Here is a 21,486-nt window from a genome sequence, read left to right on the forward strand (position 1 = left end):
CTAATTAGTTAGTGAGGCACCAAATCCCGTGTTTTATTTTTTAGATAATCCCCTCTAAAGCTCAAAGGTGATTCCTTGTGCCAATGGCATGGTAGCGCCGTAATTGATGGTGTTGGTCTGACGACGCATGTACGTTTTCCAGGCGTCGGAACCAGATTCACGGCCGCCACCAGTTTCTTTTTCGCCTCCAAAGGCACCTCCGATTTCGGCTCCCGACGTACCAATATTGACGTTGGCGATGCCACAGTCAGACCCGGCAACGCTCAGAAATTGTTCGGCTTCACGCAGGTTCAGCGTGAAGATGGCCGATGAAAGGCCCTGCGGCACACTGTTTTGCAGGGTAATGGCTTCGTCGAGCGTCGTGTACGGAATGACGTAGAGAATAGGTGCAAAGGTTTCGCGCTGCACCACAGGCCAGTGGTTTTGTGCCTCGGCCACACAGGGTTTTACGTAACAGCCCGACTCATAGCCTGCCCCCGTCAACGTACCTGGCTCAACAATGAATGTTCCGCCCGCTTCACGAATGTCGGCCACGGCTTTTTGGTAACCGGCAACGGCATCTTTATCAATCAGGGGGCCAACATGCACGGTGGGGTCGAGCGGGTCGCCGATGCGAAGTTGGGCGTAGGCGCGCGCCAGACGGTTACGGATTTCGGGCAGCAGGCTCTGGTGAACGATCAGTCGCCGGGTAGTGGTACATCGTTGACCAGCTGTGCCAACGGCCCCGAATACGATGGCGGGAATGGCCAGATCGAGGTCAGCATTGTTCGACACGATAATGGCGTTGTTACCGCCCAGTTCGAGCAGGCTCCGGCCCATACGTTCGGCTACGGCTACCCCAACTGCTTTGCCCATACGGGTGCTGCCGGTAGCTGATACCAGTGCCACGCGCGGGTCGCGGGCCAGCCATTCACCCGTATCACGCCCCCCCGAGACCAGGCACGATACTCCTTCAGGTACGTCGTTGTTCCGCAACACATCCTGAATGATCTGCTGACAGGCAAGGGCCGTGAGCGGTGTTTTCTCCGATGGCTTCCAGATGCACACATCGCCGCACACCCAGGCCAGCATGGCGTTCCATGACCATACGGCCACCGGAAAATTGAATGCCGAGATAATGCCCACTATCCCCACTGGATGGTACTGCTCATACATGCGGTGGGCGGGGCGTTCGGAGTGCATGGTCAGGCCATACAGTTGGCGCGACTGGCCCACGGCGAAGTCGCAGATGTCAATGATTTCCTGCACTTCGCCCAGGCCTTCCTGGAACGATTTACCCATTTCGAAACTAACCAGCTTACCCAGGTCACTTTTGTACAGCCGGAACTGGTCGCCCATCTGTCGAACAATGTCGCCGCGTTTCGGGGCCGGAACGAGCCGCCACTGAGCAAATGCCGCCTGTGCCGTTTCAACAACCCGGTCATAATCTGCGCGGGTTGACGCATAAACACGGGCAATCAGGCTGCCATCGGTGGGCGAATACGAGTCGATGGTTTTATCGCCGTGATGCCAGAACTGCTGGCCGGTACTGGTGCCAGGTTTGTTTTTGTGCTGTGGAACGGGGAGGATGTTTTCCATGAATGAATAGTTTACCGTTTGCTGTTTACCGTTTTCCGTTGCACTGCTATTCCAGCCTTCTGTTGTGTAGCAGCGCAACAGAAGGCTGGAATAGCAGTGCAACGGAAAACGGCAAACTTTTTATGATAATCTGTCTTTAAAACTGTCATATCCGTATTCCCGCACGAGCTGAAAAGTGCCGTCTTCTCTGGCAATACCGATGGCGGGCAGGTTAACACCGTTAAATGTGCTGGTTTTCACCATCGTGTAGTGAATCATATCTTCGAAGATGATCCGGTCGCCCACCGCTAACGGCCGGTCGAAACTATAGTCGCCCATGAAGTCGCCGGCCAGGCAGGTCATGCCACCGAGGCGATAGGTCGGCTTACCGGCAACCGGCTCCTGATAGGCATCACGGATGCGTGGTTTGTAGGGCATTTCCAGCGTGTCGGGCATGTGGGCGGCAAACGACGTATCGAGCACGGCTACATCAATCCCCTGACTATCAAACACGTCGAGCACGGTACTGACGAGCACACCCGTTTGCCAGCCAATGGCCGATCCGGGCTCCATGATAACCTCTACATCGTATTTTTCGCGAAAGTTTTTTAGCAGGCCAACCAGGTGCCGGGTGTCGTAGCCCTCGCGGGTCATCAGGTGGCCACCACCCATATTCACCCACTTCACCTGGCGGAGCAGATCGCCGAACTTCGCTTCCAGAGCGGCCAGCGTCCGTTCGAGCGTGAACGAGTCGTTTTCACACAGCGTATGAAAATGCAGCCCCTCAATTCCGGCGGGCAACGTATCGGGCAGTTTATCCCGCGTAACGCCCAATCGTGACCCCGGTACACACGGATTATACATGTCAGTGGCCACTTCCGAGTATTGCGGATTTACGCGAATACCGAAGGAAGGGGAGGAAAGAGAAAATGGAGGAATGGAGGAACGGGGAGCTTCGCTGGTCTTTACCTTTCCTCCTTCCTCCTTTCCTCCTCTAAACCGCTCCCACTGCGTCCAGGAGTTGAATGTCACGTGGCTGCTTCGGCTCAGAATTTCGTCGAACTCGTCATCGCGGTAGGCGGGTACGTAGGCATGGGCAGGTACGTTCATGTACTCGTTCACGAGTTTGATTTCGTTCAGGCTGCTGGCGGTGGCGCCACTCAGGTATTCACGAACCAACGGAAAAGCGCTGAACATGGAGAAGCCTTTCAGGGCCAATATAATTGTAACGCCGGCTTCGCGTTGCACCGAATCGATCAGTTGAAGGTTCTGGCGGAGTTTGGCCTCATCGAGCACAAAGCAGGGCGATGGTGCCTGCTCAAGTCTTTCAGTTTCTGGATACATGCGGCAAAGATAACACGTGGCTTCACCTCACCGATACGTTGCGACGTATCGGTGAGGTGAACAGGCTTGCAGCGGAATGTGTTACCTTTGTAGTGCTCAATAAGCCACCTGTATGCTCGATTTTCTGACCAGCGCCCTGTCTGGCGATGCTCCTCAAACACCTCGCCTGTATGCGCCATCGCTAACTGAATACGTTCGCCGCGAGACGGTGACCGTCAACATTGGCAACGTACCTATGGGCTCGGCCCATCCAATTCGGGTACAGTCAATGACCACCATCGACACGATGGATACGCTGGGATCGGTGGAGCAGTCGATCCGGATGATCGAAGCGGGCTGTGAGTACATCCGCATTACGGCTCCGAGTGTGAAAGAAGCCCAGAATCTGGAGAATATCCGCAAGGAATTACGAGCCCGTGGATATACAACGCCCCTGATCGCCGATATCCACTTTACACCAAATGCCGCCGAGCTGGCCGCCCGTGTGGTTGAGAAAGTGCGGATCAACCCCGGCAATTACGCTGACCGCAAGCGCTTCGAGCATATCGATTATACCAACGATTCATACGCGGCTGAACTCGAACGCATCCGTGAGAAATTCCTGCCCCTAATCCGTATCTGCAAGGAGTACGGCACGGCCATGCGTATCGGCACAAATCATGGGTCTCTCTCCGACCGGATCCTGAGTCGCTACGGCGATACACCCGTCGGTATGGTAGAATCGGCACTGGAGTTTCTGCGCATCTGCGAAGACGAAAAGTACTACAACATTGTGTTGTCGATGAAGTCGAGCAACCCGCAGGTCATGGTTCAGGCCTACCGGTTGCTGGTTCAGCGGCTCGATGAGGAAGGGCTGAAACCCTATCCATTGCATCTTGGTGTTACCGAAGCCGGCGAGGCTGAAGATGGTCGCATCAAATCGGCGTTGGGCATAGGTACGTTGCTCGAAGATGGCCTGGGCGACACGGTTCGGGTTTCGCTTACGGAAGATCCTGAACTGGAAGCCCCCGTTGCCAAAGCGCTGATTGATCGCTACACGACCCGCACCCAAACGGCCAGCCCCATTCCGGCACTGACCGAGCTACCGTATAACCCGTTCCAGTATACCCGTCGGCAAACGCATGAAGTCGCTAATTTTGGTGGTACCAACGTACCCAGAGTACTGGCCGACTACAGTCAGGTTGCGGTTCATGAAACCGACGTACTGAAAGCAGTTGGCCATTTCTATCTGCCCGTGCCCGACAAATGGGCCATGAATGACCTCGGCTCCGATTACCTCTACACAGGTAGCGTGCCCGCCAGCTTCATGCTGCCCAACGGCTTGAGAGAAGTGCAGGATTACAGCGTTTGGCGCACTCATACCGATCAGCTGACTACACACCCCGTTCTGTCGGCAGCCGATTACCTCTCGGCCAGAACACGCACGCAGGGTTTGCACATCCGGCTCAACTTTGTTCGCTTTACCCTGGCCGACCTGACCGACGAGCTGGCGGAGGCACTACATCAGGATCGGAACATAGTAGGAATAGCCACAACCAGCAATACCCACGCCATGCCCGAGTTGCGGCGTTTATTCGTTGAACTGGTTAACCGTGCGCTTACGCTGCCCATCGTCATACAACGAGGATACACGGTACCAGTGGCCGATCTGCCTTTATACGCGGCTACCGATATTGGTGGATTGCTGGTCGATGGGTTTGGTGATGGCATCTTGCTGCAGGCTACGCACAGCGAGGAACTGAAACCATTAAACGGTCTGGCTTTCGGCATTCTACAGGCCGCCCGGACCCGCATTACAAAAACGGAGTACATATCCTGTCCGTCGTGTGGGCGTACGCTCTTCGATCTGCAGGAAACTACGGCCCACATTCGCCAGCGTACCGATCATCTGAAAGGCGTGAAGATCGGTATTATGGGCTGTATTGTAAATGGTCCCGGCGAGATGGCCGATGCCGATTATGGGTACGTTGGCATTGGCCGTGACAAGATCGCCCTGTACCGGGGTCAGCAGGTAATGAAGAAATCGGTACCTGCCGCCAATGCCGTAGATGAACTGATCGAGCTGATCCGGGAAGATGGCCGCTGGCTCGAGCCCACGCAGGCGGCTACGGTATAGAGCCTGTAAATTACGGATGATCCGGTAAACCTTTTCGCCTGCTTTTTGGCTTATATAGATGGGCGCTGAGCTTGTTTGGCGGGCGGCCCGTTCACGAATTTCAAACGATAAACACACTTTCTGTGAGCCGTTTAGCTGATTATTTCAAACTTGGGCCAGTCTTTAGCTATTTTCTGCGGGTCTTCCGCAAGCCCGACCCCACTCGCCCAACCAATGTGAATCTGCGTATGATGCACGGGATCAACCGGATCTCGATTGTCATGTTCCTGATTTGTATCCTGGTGATGCTCTACCGCGCCTTCATCCGATGACCGTCGAGGAGTTACGTGACTACTGTTTGAGCAAGCCTGCCACCACTGAGTCGTTTCCGTTCGATGAAACCACGCTGGTGTTTAAAGTGGCGGGTAAAGTGTTTGCTCTGTTGGATATCGACGGGCGACCGATGAGCGTTAATCTGAAGTGTGACCCGGAACGGGCCGTTGAACTTCGGGAGCTTCATGCTGCCATTCAACCTGCTTTCCATATGAATAAACGCCATTGGAACTCCGTCACGTCTAATGGGTCATTACGCGACAGCCTCATCCGTGAACTCATCGATCATTCCTACGAACGGGTGGTAGCCGGGCTCCCGAAAGCCGTTCGCGCGTCATTGGCTGACGCCTGAAACGTACAGCCGGTAGCCCCTGCAGGGTTTCATCGACTATGTGTAATTTAGCAAGCTGAAGAGAGACAGAAGCGTTATGGAAGTTGTACTACTTGGCGTATTGTTCATGATTTATCTGGTGATGCGCTATTACCTGATCGACCACGAAACTGCCGCCGATAAAGACACAAAACGCTTTCAGGAAGGTATTCATCTCGTCAGGGAGCGTCAGTTGGAACCGGCTTTCGATTATTTCACCAACGTGCTCCAGAAGCATCCAAAATCGGCAGTTGCCTATGCCTGGCGCGGGAAGTGTCAGTTGCTGCTGGGCAATTATTACTCCGCTATTTACGATCTCACTCAGGCTGTCAGTATCGACAATACACTGGCCGATTGTTACCTGGATCGAGGCATTGCCCTTTACAACGTTGACCAGTTTACCGAAGCCTTCCGCGAATTCGATAAAGCGGTGTGGCATATTCGCGATGAACGACCAGATGCCTATCGGTGGCGGGCCATAGCCCGAATTCAACTCCGTCAGATTAGTCAGGCCGAGAATGATCTGCGCCGGGCGGTGTTACTCGGCGACGAAAATGCCTTTCAGCTCCTTCGGCAGCCCCCCTTCACCAGGCCGCTACCCGTCAACAGCCAGCGGTAAGTAGCCTCCGCCGCTTCGTGTCAAAACCTACCCCCTGATCTGTCACACTGGTTTGATGGTAGAACGGAGTAACTCGATTAGGCCTTACTCCTGTCTGTAACTCGTCTAGCTGGCGCTGAACGTATTCCACCTTAACTTGAGGTACCTGACCAGCCGGGATAAACTGGAGCGCATTCGACAATAGATTCTGGAACAGTTGACTCAATTGCGTACTATCTCTGTTGACAATAGGTAGTTCATCAACCTGAATCTGGGCCAGACGTTCGGCAATCTCCAGCGAGAGCGTTTCCAGTAGCCCGGCCAGAACGGCGTTTAAGGAGATGGGGCCAAACAATTGCTGACGGGGAGCAATTCGCGAGTCGCTTAACAGATCAGTAATCAGCAGCGACATACGCGATGCTGATCTAGTTATACGCTCCAGATAGTCCCGGGTTGTTTCATCAAGCTGTTCGTTCATATGCTGGCCGGGCAGCATGCTGAAAGACTGAATCTTGCGCAGGGGTTCCTGCAGATCATGACTGGCTACGCAGGCAAACCGTTGCAGGTTATCATTCGATCGGTGTAGGTGCTGATTCGCTTGCGTTAGGGCCTGGTTACTCAGTTAGTTTTTTTACTCTACTTTTCATTGGCTCACTTTCAAGGGTTCAAGACAGGCCTATCAACGGTCACTGGATTTGGTTTAGCCAGCCCCCCGTAATGTCTCTACTTACAACTACCGCCCAGCCGTACTGCATAATAATATGGGAGGTCTTGTGCAGGCTAAGGTGGGATCTAGCCTTCCTGCCTTCTAACTATCAAGGCCCGTTGAGCTTTAAGTTAAAACGTCAGAAAGACAGGATAACGCTTCTCTGTGTTAGTAAAAACAAAAAAGCCAGTCAGCAATGGAGCTAACTGGCTGGTAATTAAGTGATCCCAATTGGATTCGAACCAATGACCGCCTTCTTAGAAGGAAGATGCTCTATCCAGCTGAGCTATGGGACCAAACCTGTTTAAATCTGGCAGGCAGCGTAACTACACCGTAGATGGCTCACAAAAAAGACGAACCCTTTCTGATGCTGTGGCTTCAGCACTGCGCTAACCTGTTTACCGGAATTTCCCCAAAAATAGGCAAAAAAGCCTGATTTCCCCCAAAATGATGCGGATAAAGCAGCTATTCTGTCTTCTGACCAACAGCTGTGCCATACTAGCTTATGGTAATCCCTTGAGATCTTGCTCCTTACCGTGTAGGTAGAGCAGCCATAAATGTATCTGACAAAGAACGCCACATAGGTCTGCCAATCAGATAAAACTAGCTGAGATCACCACAGACGGCCCAGAGGTTTATCTCATATTCATGTGTGTAAGGACTGGTTTCTGTTTATTTGCGAAGGGACGATGATGGAACGTCTTCATCTGCTGACACGGCAGCAAGCCCACGTTCCAGCAACTCGATGATTGCCTCACCAATCTTCAGCTTCCTTCCCTTAATCGCCTGATCTAGTTGATACTGTCGCAGTTTTGAGTAAAGCATCGAATCAACCATAGCTCCTACTTTTCTCATTTTACATTCAAGTCGTCTAGGGAATGAATTGCCTTTAAACCGCACGTAAGCATTGCAGTATAAATCTCCTTTAGCGTGCATGTACGGCCCTCCTGCCGTTCTGCGTTAATTTGCAAATGCCTGACTTTTAGGTGAATTTCATCAGGCACCTCTAAAAATACCGTAGTCATACTGGGTTGGGCTGTCGATTTACAACTAGAGAAATACGTACCTGTTACTTAATACGACAGAGTCTGTTGTGTGAGCAATCAACGGTTTTTTGAGGCCTGCGGATTGGTTGGCAGTTCAATCGTTACCTAATGGATATGACGTAAAACTGTTCGTTTTTTGACTGTGCCTGCTGGCCTGTGAACACCTGCCAGCTACCACCGCTAATCGTGAATGACATGCTGCCTATGCTGAGAGGTGCAGGAGGGTGCGATCGTATCCGCTGCTGATTAATCTATTTTGAAAAGTAAACCGTTTGTCTACTACAATATCAGAGTGCACCTAGCGACCTTTTACTTCAGCAGTAGTTGGCTATATCTATACACTAGAATGGGTTAAACTCCCCGCTTATCTTTCTTATAAGCTGGGGCAAAAAGCTATACCTTTTTGAACGTACCCCTGCCAGGTACGTTTTTGCTTTTATAGGGGTTTATAAAGTGGGGTCATTAAGTTATCTTAGTGGCCCCTACTTTTTGACCCATGAACAAGCTTTTCGGCTATGCCCGCGTATCGACCACTGATCAGAACCTGGACACTCAGATCGATGCCCTCCAGCGGGCCGGATGCCACGAGATTTTTGAAGACAAGATTTCCGGCGTAAGCACCAGCCGCCCGGCGCTCGACCGGATGCTGACCAAGTTGCGGCCTGGTGATACGGTGATGGTGGCCCGCTTCACCAGGCTCGGTCGGAGCCGGGATCATCTGATCACATTGATGCGTGACTTCGTGCGCGACGGCATCCGGTTTCAGGCGCTGGATCTGGGCGTTGACAGTAGCACACCAGCAGGCAAACTGGTGCTCGACATCTTCGCCGCTCTGGCTGAATATGACCGGGAGAGTATCAATGAGCGCACTCAGGCAGGACGGGCGCTAGCCAAGGCGCAAGGCAAGCACATGGGCAGGCCCGCTGGTGTGGATCCAGAGAAACTGAACAAAGTCAAGACGGCCGCTCAGGCAGGTTTATCAGTGGGCGATATCGTTAAGCTGACAGGCATTAGTGAATCAACCGTGAAGCGGTACCGGAAGCTGATTTAACTTATAAGCCAAATCAGCATATTCTTATCTTCTAAGCATGTCTTCTACTCTTTTATTTAAGCCAAAAGTCCCAATTAACAAGTCGTATATAACGTAAACACTTAGCCCGAATATAGAGAATTTAACAGCATTTAGAAGGCTAAATTTATTATACCAAACTGTTGCAGGCAAAGATAAGTCGGGAACGTCCCAGATCTCTAAGATCATGATAAATACAACAAATAGGAAAGAGAAAAATAGAAATTTCATATTGTCAGATACTTCTTCTAATAAAGCCGAAATCCTTCTTTGCGTTTCTACTTTTTCTTCTTGGGTATAGCTTGGATTTGAATCTACTTTGGTTCTTGCCTTATCAACTAGAGACATAATAAATGTGACAATAGAAAAAGCAAACCCTAAAAACACTCCTAAATAACCCAGCAAAAATTCACTACCAATAAATTTTACACTCGACAATTTTAGACAATGGATAATTCCCAGTGAAGGAATTGCTCCACATATTATGAAAAATATTATGGTAAAAAATTTTTTCACTGATCACTATCAGGTTTTATTTCATTAGATGAAGCGTTATTTGTTTCATCAATGTCATCAATATCTATCCTAAGCTTCTCGCCATCTATTTCCTTTAAATTGTCAGGCAACGATATCGAACGTTTTCTTGTAGCATTGGTTAAAGTAATTCTTCTACCAAATTTATCAACAAGGTCAGCAACGTAATCGCCAGCTCCAGATGCTAGCGTTTGAATTAAATCTTGAAAATTTTCTTGCGCGATTCTCAAGTCACCGTATTTGTTACTTAAATAAATTTTGAATTTTGTAAAATTTGTTTCTTCATGAGCAGCTTTAATGTCAATATTAGATTTAAATCTAGTTCCAAAAAAATTAGGTGGAGCAATATCTAACTCCAAAGAGTGAACTTCTTTTGCCTCTTTTATCTCTTCCCAGAAATTGTCTGCTCTTACTATAGGGTGCAGTTGCGCAATTACTAAATCATTACTCAACTGGTTTTCAAAAAACTCTGCGATGCGATTAGCGGCGCTATCTGTATCATGAAAAACACTTGTTTTTTTCTGTATCAAGACTACCTGCTTAGTAACATCAATTATAAAATAGATGAATGGAGTTATTGTTAGTTCCACCTCTTCTGTTCCCCTATCACCTTCCTTCGGTTCCCTCACCGTATCTTCTCTTGCCAGCTCGAATAGATGAATGGTACCTATTATCCTTCGAACGTAGTAGAATATATACCGCTTCTCACCTCGAAAAAATGACACTTTCAACTCTCCGCTTAATTCTTTTATTGTGTCATTTAATAATTGCGTTTTAGAACGTCTCTCCCTGCCAATTTGAAGTTGATCTGGTTGACTCAACAGAATTCTGTATGCACTATAATTTGCCATTATAGATTTAAGACTTAATGTAATAAACGGTTATCATCTTATAGAAGCACGTAAGTAACACATCCTCCTCATTTTACTATTTAACGAATAGGAGATTTAGCTTAATAATACTTCAAATGCTTAAATCGAAGCCATCTGAGTATAGCTGCTCAACTTATTTGTCATCTGTCCAAACTGCGGGAAAGTCAGTGAGATCTTGACCGGCAAACACCTCCCCGTGCTTGCGCAGGTACGTATAGGTTTGGTCCGGGCTAGAATGTCGGCAATGCCGCTGCACTCGTAGTACGTCTTTTGTATGCCGATAGAGTGCAATAGCTCCAGTAGGCTTCCATGAGTAGAGGTCATAGTCCAGCCCGTATAGTCCAAGCGTTTTCAGGACTTGGGCGTGCCGCTTATAAAAATAATTCTTCCCACAGGGCTCGGGGCCGGGGTGCCCTTCGATGGTGAAGAGATAATGGTTGGCCGGGTACTTCCGAAGTTGGTGCGCCTGAATCGTCTGCTCGAGCTGAACCGGGATATCGACAAAACCGGTCTTGCGGTTCTTACCGTGATGAGAAACGATCCGGACGCGCTTGTCTAGGATATCGCCCACCCGCATCAAGCGCAGCTCATTCCCTGGCCTGACAAAAAGGAAATAGGCAAACTCGATAAATAGCCACAGCTGCCTGTCATCCTTGGCCAAAATGGTCTCCCGGATTTGGTTAGCCTGGTCAGCGGTGTAGGGCCGATGATCATCCGACTCGTCAACGGGAACGGTGGTCAGGTGCGCAAAGGGATTTTTCTGCACCAGGCCCCGGTGCTCCATATCGAAAAATTTGTAGAATGATTTCGCCCAGCCCAGCAGGTTGTTTCGGTACCGCCCGCCCTGGGTTAATGTGTCGAACAGTTCAGACGCCATCGGCGGGGTGAATCGTAGCAACTGCGTGTTGGGGATCGGCATAGGGTCAGCGTCAGGGTCACGTCCCTCCTTTCGAAGCAGGAACTTAAACAACACCAAGGCATAGTCATTGTACAGATCCATTGTCGTGCTGCGCAGGTCACGACCCATCACCTGCTTATAAAACTGGTATGCCTGGTACACCGATATCTTTTTTGTGAGCACGTCGGGCGTGACCACGCTCGGCTTTACCGGTTCGGGCCGATCATCGTCAATGTGCCAGCCATCCTTCAGCCGCTTGTTAAGCTCCTTGACCAGGTGCTGACCATCGGCCAGGCGCGCCTCATCCGTGTCGCCTTTCAGCGAGTAGCGAATTCGGGTTAGCTTTTTCTCGTTGACGTCCCAGGCGTAGCAGACTACGTAGGGAATTTTTGCATCGACCAGGCGGGCGGGCTTAAAGGGAAACTCGCCTTTGATGCCTGGTTTCAGGCCATGTTTTGCTGCCAATCGCTGCCAATAAACTGCCAATAAAAGCGGTAAAAAAACGAAAAGCCCGTAATTTGAAGGATTACGGGCTTTTTCTGTTGTCGGGGTGGCAGGATTCGAACCTACGACCTCCTGCTCCCAAAGCAGGCGCGATACCGGGCTACGCTACACCCCGAGGTGTTAATCTGTTTGTCGCCGGTAAAAGTTATTTTGACAAACAAAGGTACTGCACTGAAACTGGCGGAGAGAGCGGGATTCGAACCCGCGGTACCCTTGCGGGTACGGCAGTTTAGCAAACTGCTGGTTTCAGCCACTCACCCATCTCTCCACTTGGCTGATCACCGGACCGTTTCCTGCCTGATGAGGGTACAAATATAGGGGGATAAATTACGTTTGGCAACCCTCAGCCACTAATTTCTTCACTTTGCTGCTAAATTCGCAAAACGCCGGACAGCGAATAACAGCCCGTTTCCCAGACAAATATCTGGGAGTGAGCTTACTGACTGGTCTCCCGGTAAATGAGGTAACGGGCAAATTTTTTTTTATGAACTGGTTATTTTCATTTTCGCCGACGGAGGTCATTATCGTCGGGCTTTTTCTGAGCTTCTACGCTTTATATTTCATCCGTACCCTTCGGTTGGCCCGTCAGTTAAACACAACCCCCTGGTCTGTTGTGCCTAAATTTGTGCTTAGGTCGCTCGCTATCGGTATGTTGCTGATTGCGTTGCTGGGGCCACTATTCGGCGAAGCAGCAAGGGCTATGTCGGCGCAGGGGCGTGATGTCTTTCTGCTGCTCGATGTGTCCCGATCCATGGATGCTACCGACATCGCTCCTACCCGCCTTGAACGGGCCAAGTTTACCCTTCAGCAGCTGACCGATTCATTAGTAACCGATCGCTTTGGCCTGATATTAGTTGCCGATGATGCTTTTGTCCTATCCCCCCTCACAACCGACCATCAGGCACTGAACCAATTACTGCAATCCGTACGGACAAGCCCTGCCGGTGGGGGCACTAACCTGTGCGATGCGATCGATCTGGCGCTTACCAAAATGCTGACAGATTCGAGCACCCGCCAACGCACACGGGCTGTTGTGCTCTTGAGCGATGGTGAAAACTTTGGTAACTGCCCACCAGCCGCGTTAACCAGACTGGCTCGTTACGATATTGCCCTGTTTACCGCCGGCGTAGGTACAGATGTGGGAAGTACACTCCGAAATGGCCGGACGTTTCTGACTGACGAGCAGGGGCAACTGGCTCATACGCGCCTGAACCGCGATTTTCTGCGTACACTGGCGCAGGCCACATCTGGCCAGTACATCGATATGTCAGAACATATGGCCAATGACCTGACCACTGCCCTGCGGTCGTTACCGGGCCGCACTATCAATCAACGGCGAATAACTGTTACTACGAACAAATACTACTATTTCCTGGGAATGGCCCTGTTCTTCCTTATGCTCGATGTGTTGATCACCGTACGAACACTTCGACTTTGAACAGCCCGTCGCTGACTCATAAAATTCCGTACTTTTGCTTCCCGTATGATACTTGTAGTACGCCTGGCCAGTCTGCTGCTCATTGCTGCCACCTGGTTCGAAACCATGCTGGCAGAGACACAACTGGGCTTAATCTCGCGGCGTAATCAGGTGCGCAGACAAGCTACGGAAGCATATAGGGCCAAACGGTATCAGGAGGCACTCACCCATTATCGTTACCTGGTACGAAGCAGTCCTTCACCCTCACTTGGCGAGCGGATAAACCTGGGTCATGTCTATTTCCAGCTTGGTCAGTATGCGTCAGCAAAGCGGCAGTACGAGCAGGAAGGTACCGGAGCCACACCTCAGCTAGTAGCAGTTGCCGCCACGCAGCTTGGCCTTCTAGCCTGCCTTAATAAAGATACCACTACCGCATTGAGTCAATTTCGAAGTGCCTTGTTGAATAATCCGGATAACAGAGTGGCCCGTCAGAACTTCGAGCTGTTGAAGCTGCGTTTTTCCGGTAAGCAACCCCGAAAGAAAACGGTTCAGCAGCAACCGCAACCTACACCGGAGCCAGAAGCAGCGCAGGGACAGCAGGTAGAAAAAACGGAGCAACAACAGGATCGACTAACCCGCTCCAGAAACACAACACTCTCGGACGAGCAAGCCCGTCAGGTGCTGGATGCCCTTCAGGCCGACGACCTCCCCTATGAGTTAGCACGCCGACGGGCCGCCCAACCAAAAACCGACAAGCCAACCGGACGGTGGTGAGTCATTTTCTTCATCAATACTCGACCAGTCAATCATGAACGATGTAGTCATCATATCCGCCGTACGCACGCCTATTGGCAGTTTTGGCGGTGCTTTATCCACACTGTCGGCCACTGACCTGGGCGCAGCGGCGATCAAAGGAGCGCTCGGCCACGCAGGCATAGCTGCCAATCTTGTTCAGGAAGTGTATATGGGTAACGTTGTCTCGGCCAATGTGGGTCAGGCACCGGCCAAACAGGCAGCACTGAAAGCCGGTATACCCGCCACGGTTCCGTGTACCACCATCAATAAAGTATGCGCTTCCGGAACGAAGTCGATCATGCTGGCGGCCCAGAGCATTCAGCTTGGGCTGGTCGATGTAGCGGTAGCAGGCGGCATGGAGAGCATGTCGAATGTTCCTTACTACGTACCTAAGGCCCGGTTTGGCTACAAATATGGTAACGCTGAACTGGTAGATGGGCTGGCAAAAGATGGTCTTATCGACGTATACGACCAATGCGCAATGGGCGTTTTTGCCGATGCAACCGCCGAGAGGTACCAGATCAGCCGGGAGGAACAGGATGCCTACGCCATACAGTCTTACAACCGGGCCGAGGCAACAACGACTGCTGGTTTGTTCGCCACAGAAATCGTACCTGTCGACGTACCCGGGCGGAAAGGGCCGGTAACGGTAAGTGAAGATGAAGAATACAAAAACGTTTTTTTCGATAAAATTCCGACGCTGAAACCCGCCTTCACCAAAACAGGTACCGTAACGGCGGCGAACGCATCGACCATTAACGACGGAGCATCGGCCCTGGTGTTGATGAGCGCTACCAAAGCCGCCGAGTTGGGGTTGAAGCCGCTCGCTCGCATCATAGCCTACGCTGATGCCGAACAGGAGCCGCAGTGGTTTACCACCGCTCCAACTAAAGCAGTGCCACTGGCGCTGGAACGCGCCGGATTAACCATTGATCAGATCGACTTTTTTGAAATAAACGAAGCCTTTGCCGTTGTTCCGCTGGCCTTTAGCCAGGTGCTGAACGTACCTCAGGAAAAACTAAACGTATTTGGTGGTGCAGTTTCGCTGGGTCATCCACTGGGTTCGTCTGGCTCACGCATCGTTTCTACGCTAATCAACGTACTCCATCAGCGGGACGGTCGGTACGGGGCTGTTGGCATCTGTAACGGTGGCGGTGGTGCATCGGCGATTATTATTGAACGAATGTAAAAATAAGTCCTAGGTTGAAAGTCAATAGTTGGCAGCCGCGCCGCCAGTTAATTTCACAGTAGATACGAGTGGCACGACTGCCGACTGTTGACTCACAACCTGCAACTACAACCTCTAGTTTATGCCTGCCATTCAGGAGACCCATTTCTCATTCCCTGGCCAAACCGGCTATTACAAGGGTAAAGTGCGCGACGTGTATTCGTTTGCCAATCAGCCCGGGGGGCCATTGCTGGTGATGATCGCCTCTGACCGTATCTCGGCGTTTGATGTGGTATTACCACGTCCGATTCCGTACAAAGGTCAGGTTTTGAACCAGACAGCGGCCCATTTTCTGGCCGCCACGGCCGATATCGTTCCCAACTGGCTGATCGACGTACCCGACCCCAATGTGAGTGTTGGCCGGGCTTGCGAACCGTATCCGGTAGAGATGGTCGTGCGCGGATACCTGGCAGGTCATGCCTGGCGCACATACCGTGATGGTGGCCGTGAACTTTGCGGCGTCACCTTGCCCGACGGCCTGCGCGAAAGCGAAAAGTTGCCGACGCCAATCGTAACCCCCACGACCAAGGCACACGAAGGCCATGACGAAGATATCTCACGCGAGGCTATCATCTCCAGTGGTCTGGTCAGTGAGGCAGCATACAGTCAGTTAGAAACGTATGCATTGGCCCTTTTTGAACGGGGAAGCCAGATGGCGCTCGATCGTGGACTGATTCTGGTTGATACCAAATACGAATTTGGCCGCATCGGCGATACCATCTATCTGATCGATGAAGTGCACACGCCCGACTCGAGCCGGTACTATTATGTAGATGGTTATGCAGCGCGATTAGCAGCCGGAGAAGCCCAGAAACAATTGTCGAAAGAATTCGTTAGAGAATGGCTTATTGCCAATAACTTTCAGGGAAAAGACGGGCAGACGATACCTACAATGAGCGACGAATGGATTAATCAGATCTCGGCCCGCTATATTGAGCTTTACGAGACAGTGACCGGCCAGGCTTTTACATTGACAGACGAAGGTGATGCCAACGCCCGTGTTGAAAAAGCAATTTTGGCCTATTTGGAAAAAAGTGTACATTCTTTCTAATTATAAAAAACGCATCAGAATAAATGGAGTTTAGTATCGAGAAGACAGAGCGGTATGCCCTACTTCGCGCCAGTGAAGGGCAATTTGTCGGTGATGCACCCGCCAAATTTGAAACCACCGCCAGAGGCCTGTTCCGAGAGGGGTTTAGCCGCCAAATTGTCGACCTAGCTACGATTCAGATTGTAGACGACGCCGGTGTAATGGCGATCAGGAAGATCAATCGGCAGTGTAGCAATGAACTCGGGCTACTGGTGCTGGTCACCAAAAATGATGACCTGACCGATTTTTTGTACGAAGCCAACATCGCCGATCTCACCATTTTACCCACGGTGGAGGAAGCGATTGATGCCGTATTCATAAACGAATTAGAAAACGATTTCGGTAGCGGAGCCGACGATGAGTATGATGGAGAGTTGGACGAAAGCTTCGAACCCGAACGTTGATCTCCCGGTTGCTGACAAGCCATCGGCAGTGCCATTTGCGGTAACAATTTTAGGGTCCGGTTCAGCATCACCTGCACTGGACCGCCACCAAACGGCACAGTTGGTTACGTATGGCAACGACCATTTTTTAATTGACTGTGGCGAGGGTACGCAATACCGGCTCATTGAGCAGCGTGCCCGGCCCAGTCGGCTGAAGTATATTTTTATCAGCCACCTCCACGGTGATCATTATTTTGGGTTGATGCCCTTGCTCTCAAGCCTGAATATGGGTGGGCGCACAGAAGACCTGTTTCTGTTTGGCCCCCATGGCCTCGACGAAATCATTACAACTACGTTCCGCATTTCGAACGGTAAATTCTTCTTCCCGCTTCATTTCCAGGCTATCAGCGCTGAAAAACCAGCCCTGCTACTCGATCTGCCGGGCTTAACGGTGGAAAGCATTCCATTAGATCACGGCATTGCCTGTACGGGCTTTCTGTTCCGCGAAAAGCCGCCAAAACCAAAACTACTCCGCGAAAAACTGCCAGACAACGTACCTGTAGCCGTGCTCAAAACCCTGAAAGAGGGCCACGACGCATTGGACGAGACAGGCCATACCCTGTACGCGGCGAACGAGTATACAACGCCCGGCCCGGCTCCGCGATCGTATGCCTACTGTTCAGATACACGTTATAACGAGCGGATCATCGACCAGATTCAGGGCGTTGACCTGCTGTACCACGAAGCAACGTTCCGCGACGATAACGGCCAGCGGGCTTCTGAGGTATACCATTGCACTGCCCGCCAGGCCGCATTACTGGCCCAAAAAGCCGACGTTGGTCAGTTACTGATCGGGCATTTTTCATCACGGTACAAAAGCTTCGACGAGTTCCTGACTGAAGCGCAGGACGAATTTACGGCAACTGAGTTAGCCATTGAGGGGCAGTCGTTCGCTATATAAACCTATTAATTACACCAGTACGCATGTTGTCGAGCAGGCAATCGTCGTATCTTGGCGTTCAATTCTGTTTATATAGTTTCACTTCTTCATGTTTGTTTTTCACCTTGGCTTTCTTGATGTCGGCTGGCTTGATCTTCTCGATATAACGGTTGTTGCCCTGCTACTGTACCAGATTTATAATTTAGTACGGGGTAGTGTGGCCAGCCGGGTATTTGTAGGATACCTCCTGGTTTACCTCTTTTACCTGGTTGCTAAAGCTCTGGGGCTGAATCTCCTGACAACAATTCTCGAATATTTTATCAGTGTTGGTGCCCTGGCCCTGATCATCATATTCCAACAGGAAATCCGGCGCTTTTTATTGCTTATCGGTAAGTCGACAAACATCGGTAATAACCGCTGGGTACGTCGGTGGTTGCTTCGGCAGATCGATAAGCCCGAGCCGCTTACGCCACTTCGCCCGGTACTGGATGCCTGCAAAACACTGGCGGCAGAATTTGCTGGAGGCTTGCTGGTTATTCAACGGAACGATGACCTGTCGAAAGTAGCCGAGACCGGCGAACGGCTCGATGCCGAATTATCCAAGCAATTACTCCTGGCGATTTTCAACCAATACAGCCCATTGCACGATGGCGCGGTATTGATCGGTGAGGGACGTATACGAGCAGCACGTTGCATCCTGCCCGTGTCTGACGATGCCGAGTTACCCGCTACACTGGGTTTTCGCCACCGGGCCGCTATTGGCATGAGTGAAGCGACCGATGCTGCCGTGATTGCGATATCGGAAGAAACCGGCCGACTCTCCTTAGCCACAGACGGGAAACTGGACATCAACCTGAATCTACACGATCTGGAAGAACGATTAGTCAGGTACTTAGCCAGACCATTAACCTAAAAAAGGGGCTCAGGATAATCCTGAGCCCCTTTTTTATAACTTCATTGTTTAATATTCGAGCATGGCGGGCAGGTTTTTGGCCTGCTCAATAAAACCGGCAACCTGGTCTGCCGAAGGTGGACGCTGTGTGAGCTGGCGCACACTATTGATTTCCACCAGTTTGGCATGCAGGTTCTCAGGTACGCGTTTCGCTAGTTCTTTTACGGTGTCAACACCCGCTTCTTCCATCAAATCACTGTATACACGGCCAATGCCTTTAATACGGGCCAGATCGGCACGGTTCGCTAATTCCAGAATAACAGCTTTGTCAATACCAATCATTTCGGCGAGATCTTTCCGTCCGGATGGGGTACGGGTCGCTTCCAGCAGAGTGTCGGAATCAATTAAACCCTGGGCTTTTAACAAATTAATCAAGGTATCGTTGATACCTTTTAATTCACCAAGAGTGAGGCTCATAGTAGTAATGGGTGAGGTGTAAAATGAAACAGTACTGACATACAGGTCAGCGAGGCAACTATAAATTAACGCAATAAGTATTTACGCCTGGTTGGATTAAGTAGAAATTTCTTCTGAACGGTAAAACTTTCCGGATGCATCTGTCCAAAAAGCGCAGCCCATTCTGCAAATAGCTTCGGCTCAGCGACTTCAAATTGAACAGCGTCGATTTTCTTAGTTGCCAGATACTCAACAAACGTCATAATTCAATACATTAATATATTCAAACCGTCCGCACTAATGCCTCTTTAATGTAATACCCGCCAGCCCGCCTCCAGCATTGGTCAGCCAATACGCTGGCAAGGCAGGCAACTAACTGCTTATGTGGCAACAAATCAGCATAAGCTCTTCAGCTAGTGGGCATCCAGACTGCGGTAGCTGTACAAAAGTAGCAAAAAGCAGAGGTATACCTGCCAATCAGTCGTGTGTGCGCAGGCAGCGATCAGCGGTTTACGGGCCCATTAGAGCGGATATGGCCCATGAGTTGGCTGAACGGGTTTTTGGCTATCTTTGTTTCATTATCAAGCGGTTGCTGACCCGGGAAGACAAGGTCAGCCGATCATTCACTTTACAAGCTGTTACCTTGACATTCCAGGAATTTAACCTCCACGACGACCTGCGGTCGGGTGTTGAGGCCATGAATTACAAACAGGCCACGCCCATTCAGGAGCAGGCCATCCCCCTTATTCAGGAAGGTAAAGACCTGATCGCCTGCGCTCAGACCGGCACCGGTAAAACGGCCGCCTTTCTTATTCCGCTTCTCGACAAAATTGCCCACGCTGAACACGATCATACCAGCACGCTGGTGCTGGTGCCCACGCGCGAACTGGCCAAGCAGATCGACGATCAGGTAGAAGGGTTTAGCTATTTCGTGTCGGCAACCAGTATTGCCATTTATGGTGGCGGTAAAGGCGACGACTGGGATAAGCAGCGCAAAGCCCTGGAAACAGGTGCCGACATCATCATTGCCACGCCCGGCCGATTGATTGCGCACATGCAGATGGGGTACGTCAATTTCGATAAACTGAACTACCTCGTTTTGGATGAAGCCGACAAAATGCTCGATATGGGCTTCTCGGACGACATTCTGAAGATCGTGGCTACGTTGCCTAAAGAACGGCAAACCCTGCTGTTCTCGGCCACGATGCCCCCGAAAATTCGCACTCTTGCCAGTCAACTGTTAACTAGTCCGGAAGAGATCAGGCTGTCGGTTTCGAAACCGGCGGCGGGGATCGATCAACAGATATATCTGGCCAAAGACCACCAGAAGCTTCCTCTTCTGGAACATCTGATGGGCACAATGGACGTGAAGAGCATGGTGCTGTTCACCTCGCGGAAATCAGAAGTCAATGCCATTGTGCGGGCGCTGGCCAAGCGTGGGTACGTTGCCAAAGGCATCAGCTCAGACCTGGAACAGGAAGAGCGCGAAGTGGTGCTGCGCGAATTCAAGAATAAACAATTGCAGATTATCGTGGCCACAGACGTACTCTCACGGGGTATCGACGTGGACAACATCACTCACGTTGTCAATTACGACGTACCCCGCGACGCCGAAGATTACGTTCACCGGATTGGCCGTACGGCACGGGCAGCTACTACAGGCACAGCCATCACGTTTGTGAATGAGGCCGACATGAATAAGCTGGGCCGGATTGAGAAGCTGATCGAGCGTAAACTCGACCGGCTGTCGATCACGGAAGAACTAGGGTATGGGCCCGGCCCGGTGGCTGGCGTTCGTGACGAGCCGGGGCCTTTTGACCGTGGACGCAGCAACGGGCGCGGAGGCCGTGAGGCTGGCCGGAATGGGCGCGGTAATTCAGGCCGACACAACGACTCAAGCAGAGGTGGGCGCCCAGATCGGCCCGCCGGTGACCGGTCGCCACGTCCGGAAATGGTAGCCGCTCCCCTGGCAGAGGACGTACCAGTTCCAGTTGAATTAGCCGATGGCACTGCAGCTCCGCGTGCAGAGCGCGATCCGAACCGTCGGAATAATCGCCGCCGCAATCGTGGGCCTCGTCCTGCTGGTGAACAGCCAGTAGTTGTGGCTACTGCTGGCCATGAGCTAAACGAGATCCCGTTACCAGCAACTGACGGACAGACGGTTTCGGGAGAGGCTTCCAAGCCAAAACGCAAAAAACGGCGTAAAAGCCGACCTAAACAGGTTAACGCAGGCGAGAACCCGGTTGAATCAGCCAGTGACGGTGTTGTTGCGGCCAAAGCCGAACCTGAAGCAGCCGTAACTTTCGCCCCTATTTCAACCTGGCGAGATATTGACTGACCGATAGGCAAATAAGTTTAA

22 protein-coding genes and 3 tRNA genes are annotated in these 21,486 nt (G+C 51.2%); 13 read left to right on the forward strand and 12 right to left on the reverse strand.

The window, feature by feature from the left end; translation table 11 throughout:
* Nucleotides 1-54: 54 nt before the first annotated feature.
* Entirely contained in the window at nucleotides 55-1,578 is a 1,524-nt protein-coding gene (amaB, locus tag J2I46_RS19020) for an L-piperidine-6-carboxylate dehydrogenase (protein ID WP_207330648.1), read from the reverse strand.
* 120 nt (nucleotides 1,579-1,698) lie between these two features.
* The gene (gene nspC, locus J2I46_RS19025; protein WP_207330649.1) at nucleotides 1,699-2,901 is read right to left on the reverse strand and encodes a carboxynorspermidine decarboxylase; all 1,203 of its coding nucleotides are present in this window, start codon (nucleotides 2,899-2,901) and stop codon (nucleotides 1,699-1,701) included.
* Between the two features lie 112 nt (nucleotides 2,902-3,013).
* Here nspC and ispG point away from each other — a divergent pair, with 112 nt between their 5' ends.
* The 4 genes from ispG (at nucleotide 3,014) to J2I46_RS19045 (ending at nucleotide 6,318) form a co-directional block, all read left to right on the forward strand.
* Nucleotides 3,014-5,017 (forward strand): (E)-4-hydroxy-3-methylbut-2-enyl-diphosphate synthase, encoded by a 2,004-nt coding sequence (gene ispG, locus J2I46_RS19030; protein WP_207330650.1) that lies wholly within the window; start codon nucleotides 3,014-3,016, stop codon nucleotides 5,015-5,017.
* Nucleotides 5,018-5,139: 122 nt separating this feature from the next.
* A complete protein-coding gene (locus J2I46_RS19035) occupies nucleotides 5,140-5,328 on the forward strand; it encodes a DUF6728 family protein (protein ID WP_207330651.1) in 189 nt (62 codons plus the stop codon).
* On the forward strand, nucleotides 5,325-5,681 hold the full coding sequence (locus tag J2I46_RS19040) for an MmcQ/YjbR family DNA-binding protein (RefSeq protein WP_207330652.1): 357 nt from the start codon (nucleotides 5,325-5,327) through the stop codon (nucleotides 5,679-5,681). The genes J2I46_RS19035 and J2I46_RS19040 overlap by 4 nt, the downstream gene beginning before the upstream one ends.
* Nucleotides 5,682-5,757: 76 nt before the next feature.
* Nucleotides 5,758-6,318: a tetratricopeptide repeat protein gene (locus tag J2I46_RS19045; protein ID WP_207330653.1), complete on the forward strand. Its 561-nt coding sequence runs from the start codon at nucleotides 5,758-5,760 to the stop codon at nucleotides 6,316-6,318.
* On the opposite strand, the gene J2I46_RS19050 is transcribed toward J2I46_RS19045, so the two are convergent.
* The 3 genes from J2I46_RS19050 to J2I46_RS19060 all read right to left on the reverse strand — a co-directional run bounded on the left by J2I46_RS19050 (nucleotide 6,302) and on the right by J2I46_RS19060 (nucleotide 7,858).
* Nucleotides 6,302-6,919 (reverse strand): sensor histidine kinase, encoded by a 618-nt coding sequence (locus J2I46_RS19050; RefSeq protein WP_207331003.1) that lies wholly within the window; start codon nucleotides 6,917-6,919, stop codon nucleotides 6,302-6,304. The genes J2I46_RS19045 and J2I46_RS19050 overlap by 17 nt on opposite strands.
* A gap of 306 nt (nucleotides 6,920-7,225) precedes the next feature.
* A tRNA-Arg gene (locus J2I46_RS19055) sits at nucleotides 7,226-7,299 on the reverse strand.
* Between the two features lie 376 nt (nucleotides 7,300-7,675).
* The gene (locus tag J2I46_RS19060; RefSeq protein ID WP_207330654.1) at nucleotides 7,676-7,858 is read right to left on the reverse strand and encodes a hypothetical protein; all 183 of its coding nucleotides are present in this window, start codon (nucleotides 7,856-7,858) and stop codon (nucleotides 7,676-7,678) included.
* 687 nt (nucleotides 7,859-8,545) lie between these two features.
* On the opposite strand from J2I46_RS19060, the gene J2I46_RS19065 reads away from it, so the two are divergent.
* Complete coding sequence (locus J2I46_RS19065) at nucleotides 8,546-9,100, forward strand: recombinase family protein (RefSeq protein ID WP_207330655.1); 555 nt, start codon at nucleotides 8,546-8,548, stop codon at nucleotides 9,098-9,100.
* A 24-nt stretch (nucleotides 9,101-9,124) separates the two neighbouring features.
* On the opposite strand, the gene J2I46_RS19070 is transcribed toward J2I46_RS19065, so the two are convergent.
* The 5 genes from J2I46_RS19070 to J2I46_RS19090 form a co-directional block, all read right to left on the reverse strand.
* Nucleotides 9,125-9,634, reverse strand: a complete 510-nt coding sequence (locus tag J2I46_RS19070) for a hypothetical protein (protein ID WP_207330656.1) — start codon at nucleotides 9,632-9,634, stop codon at nucleotides 9,125-9,127.
* Nucleotides 9,631-10,503, reverse strand: coding sequence for a hypothetical protein (locus J2I46_RS19075; protein ID WP_207330657.1), 873 nt, complete (start codon nucleotides 10,501-10,503; stop codon nucleotides 9,631-9,633). The genes J2I46_RS19070 and J2I46_RS19075 overlap by 4 nt, the downstream gene beginning before the upstream one ends.
* A 154-nt stretch (nucleotides 10,504-10,657) precedes the next feature.
* The gene (locus tag J2I46_RS19080) at nucleotides 10,658-11,887 is read right to left on the reverse strand and encodes a site-specific integrase (RefSeq protein WP_207330658.1); all 1,230 of its coding nucleotides are present in this window, start codon (nucleotides 11,885-11,887) and stop codon (nucleotides 10,658-10,660) included.
* An 80-nt stretch (nucleotides 11,888-11,967) separates the two neighbouring features.
* Nucleotides 11,968-12,041: transfer RNA gene (locus J2I46_RS19085), tRNA-Pro, on the reverse strand.
* A gap of 63 nt (nucleotides 12,042-12,104) precedes the next feature.
* A tRNA-Ser gene (locus tag J2I46_RS19090) sits at nucleotides 12,105-12,194 on the reverse strand.
* Between the two features lie 216 nt (nucleotides 12,195-12,410).
* On the opposite strand from J2I46_RS19090, the gene J2I46_RS19095 reads away from it, so the two are divergent.
* The 7 genes from J2I46_RS19095 to cdaA all read left to right on the forward strand — a co-directional run bounded on the left by J2I46_RS19095 (nucleotide 12,411) and on the right by cdaA (nucleotide 18,692).
* A complete protein-coding gene (locus J2I46_RS19095) occupies nucleotides 12,411-13,364 on the forward strand; it encodes a VWA domain-containing protein (protein WP_207330659.1) in 954 nt (317 codons plus the stop codon).
* 45 nt (nucleotides 13,365-13,409) lie between these two features.
* A complete protein-coding gene (locus J2I46_RS19100; protein WP_229379849.1) occupies nucleotides 13,410-14,117 on the forward strand; it encodes a tetratricopeptide repeat protein in 708 nt (235 codons plus the stop codon).
* A 34-nt stretch (nucleotides 14,118-14,151) separates the two neighbouring features.
* Nucleotides 14,152-15,327, forward strand: coding sequence for an acetyl-CoA C-acyltransferase (locus tag J2I46_RS19105; RefSeq protein WP_207330660.1), 1,176 nt, complete (start codon nucleotides 14,152-14,154; stop codon nucleotides 15,325-15,327).
* Nucleotides 15,328-15,448: 121 nt separating this feature from the next.
* The gene (locus J2I46_RS19110) at nucleotides 15,449-16,417 is read left to right on the forward strand and encodes a phosphoribosylaminoimidazolesuccinocarboxamide synthase (RefSeq protein ID WP_207330661.1); all 969 of its coding nucleotides are present in this window, start codon (nucleotides 15,449-15,451) and stop codon (nucleotides 16,415-16,417) included.
* 23 nt (nucleotides 16,418-16,440) lie between these two features.
* Nucleotides 16,441-16,860 carry an anti-anti-sigma factor gene (locus J2I46_RS19115; RefSeq protein WP_207330662.1) on the forward strand — a complete coding sequence of 140 codons (420 nt, stop codon included), beginning with the start codon at nucleotides 16,441-16,443 and terminating at the stop codon, nucleotides 16,858-16,860.
* Nucleotides 16,823-17,800, forward strand: coding sequence for a ribonuclease Z (locus J2I46_RS19120; protein WP_374758098.1), 978 nt, complete (start codon nucleotides 16,823-16,825; stop codon nucleotides 17,798-17,800). Before J2I46_RS19115 ends, J2I46_RS19120 begins: the two co-directional genes overlap by 38 nt.
* Nucleotides 17,801-17,888: 88 nt before the next feature.
* Complete coding sequence (gene cdaA / locus J2I46_RS19125) at nucleotides 17,889-18,692, forward strand: diadenylate cyclase CdaA (RefSeq protein ID WP_207330664.1); 804 nt, start codon at nucleotides 17,889-17,891, stop codon at nucleotides 18,690-18,692.
* A 48-nt stretch (nucleotides 18,693-18,740) separates the two neighbouring features.
* On the opposite strand, the gene J2I46_RS19130 is transcribed toward cdaA, so the two are convergent.
* Together J2I46_RS19130 and J2I46_RS19135 are read right to left on the reverse strand one after the other, a co-directional pair.
* The gene (locus J2I46_RS19130; RefSeq protein ID WP_207330665.1) at nucleotides 18,741-19,148 is read right to left on the reverse strand and encodes a DUF4332 domain-containing protein; all 408 of its coding nucleotides are present in this window, start codon (nucleotides 19,146-19,148) and stop codon (nucleotides 18,741-18,743) included.
* 65 nt (nucleotides 19,149-19,213) lie between these two features.
* Nucleotides 19,214-19,390: a hypothetical protein gene (locus J2I46_RS19135; RefSeq protein WP_207330666.1), complete on the reverse strand. Its 177-nt coding sequence runs from the start codon at nucleotides 19,388-19,390 to the stop codon at nucleotides 19,214-19,216.
* Nucleotides 19,391-19,824: 434 nt separating this feature from the next.
* Here J2I46_RS19135 and J2I46_RS19140 point away from each other — a divergent pair, with 434 nt between their 5' ends.
* Entirely contained in the window at nucleotides 19,825-21,465 is a 1,641-nt protein-coding gene (locus J2I46_RS19140) for a DEAD/DEAH box helicase (protein ID WP_207331005.1), read from the forward strand.
* The last annotated feature ends 21 nt before the right edge of the window (nucleotides 21,466-21,486 follow it).

The sequence above is a fragment of the Fibrella forsythiae genome, from assembly GCF_017353175.1.
Lineage (GTDB): Bacteria > Bacteroidota > Bacteroidia > Cytophagales > Spirosomataceae > Fibrella > Fibrella forsythiae.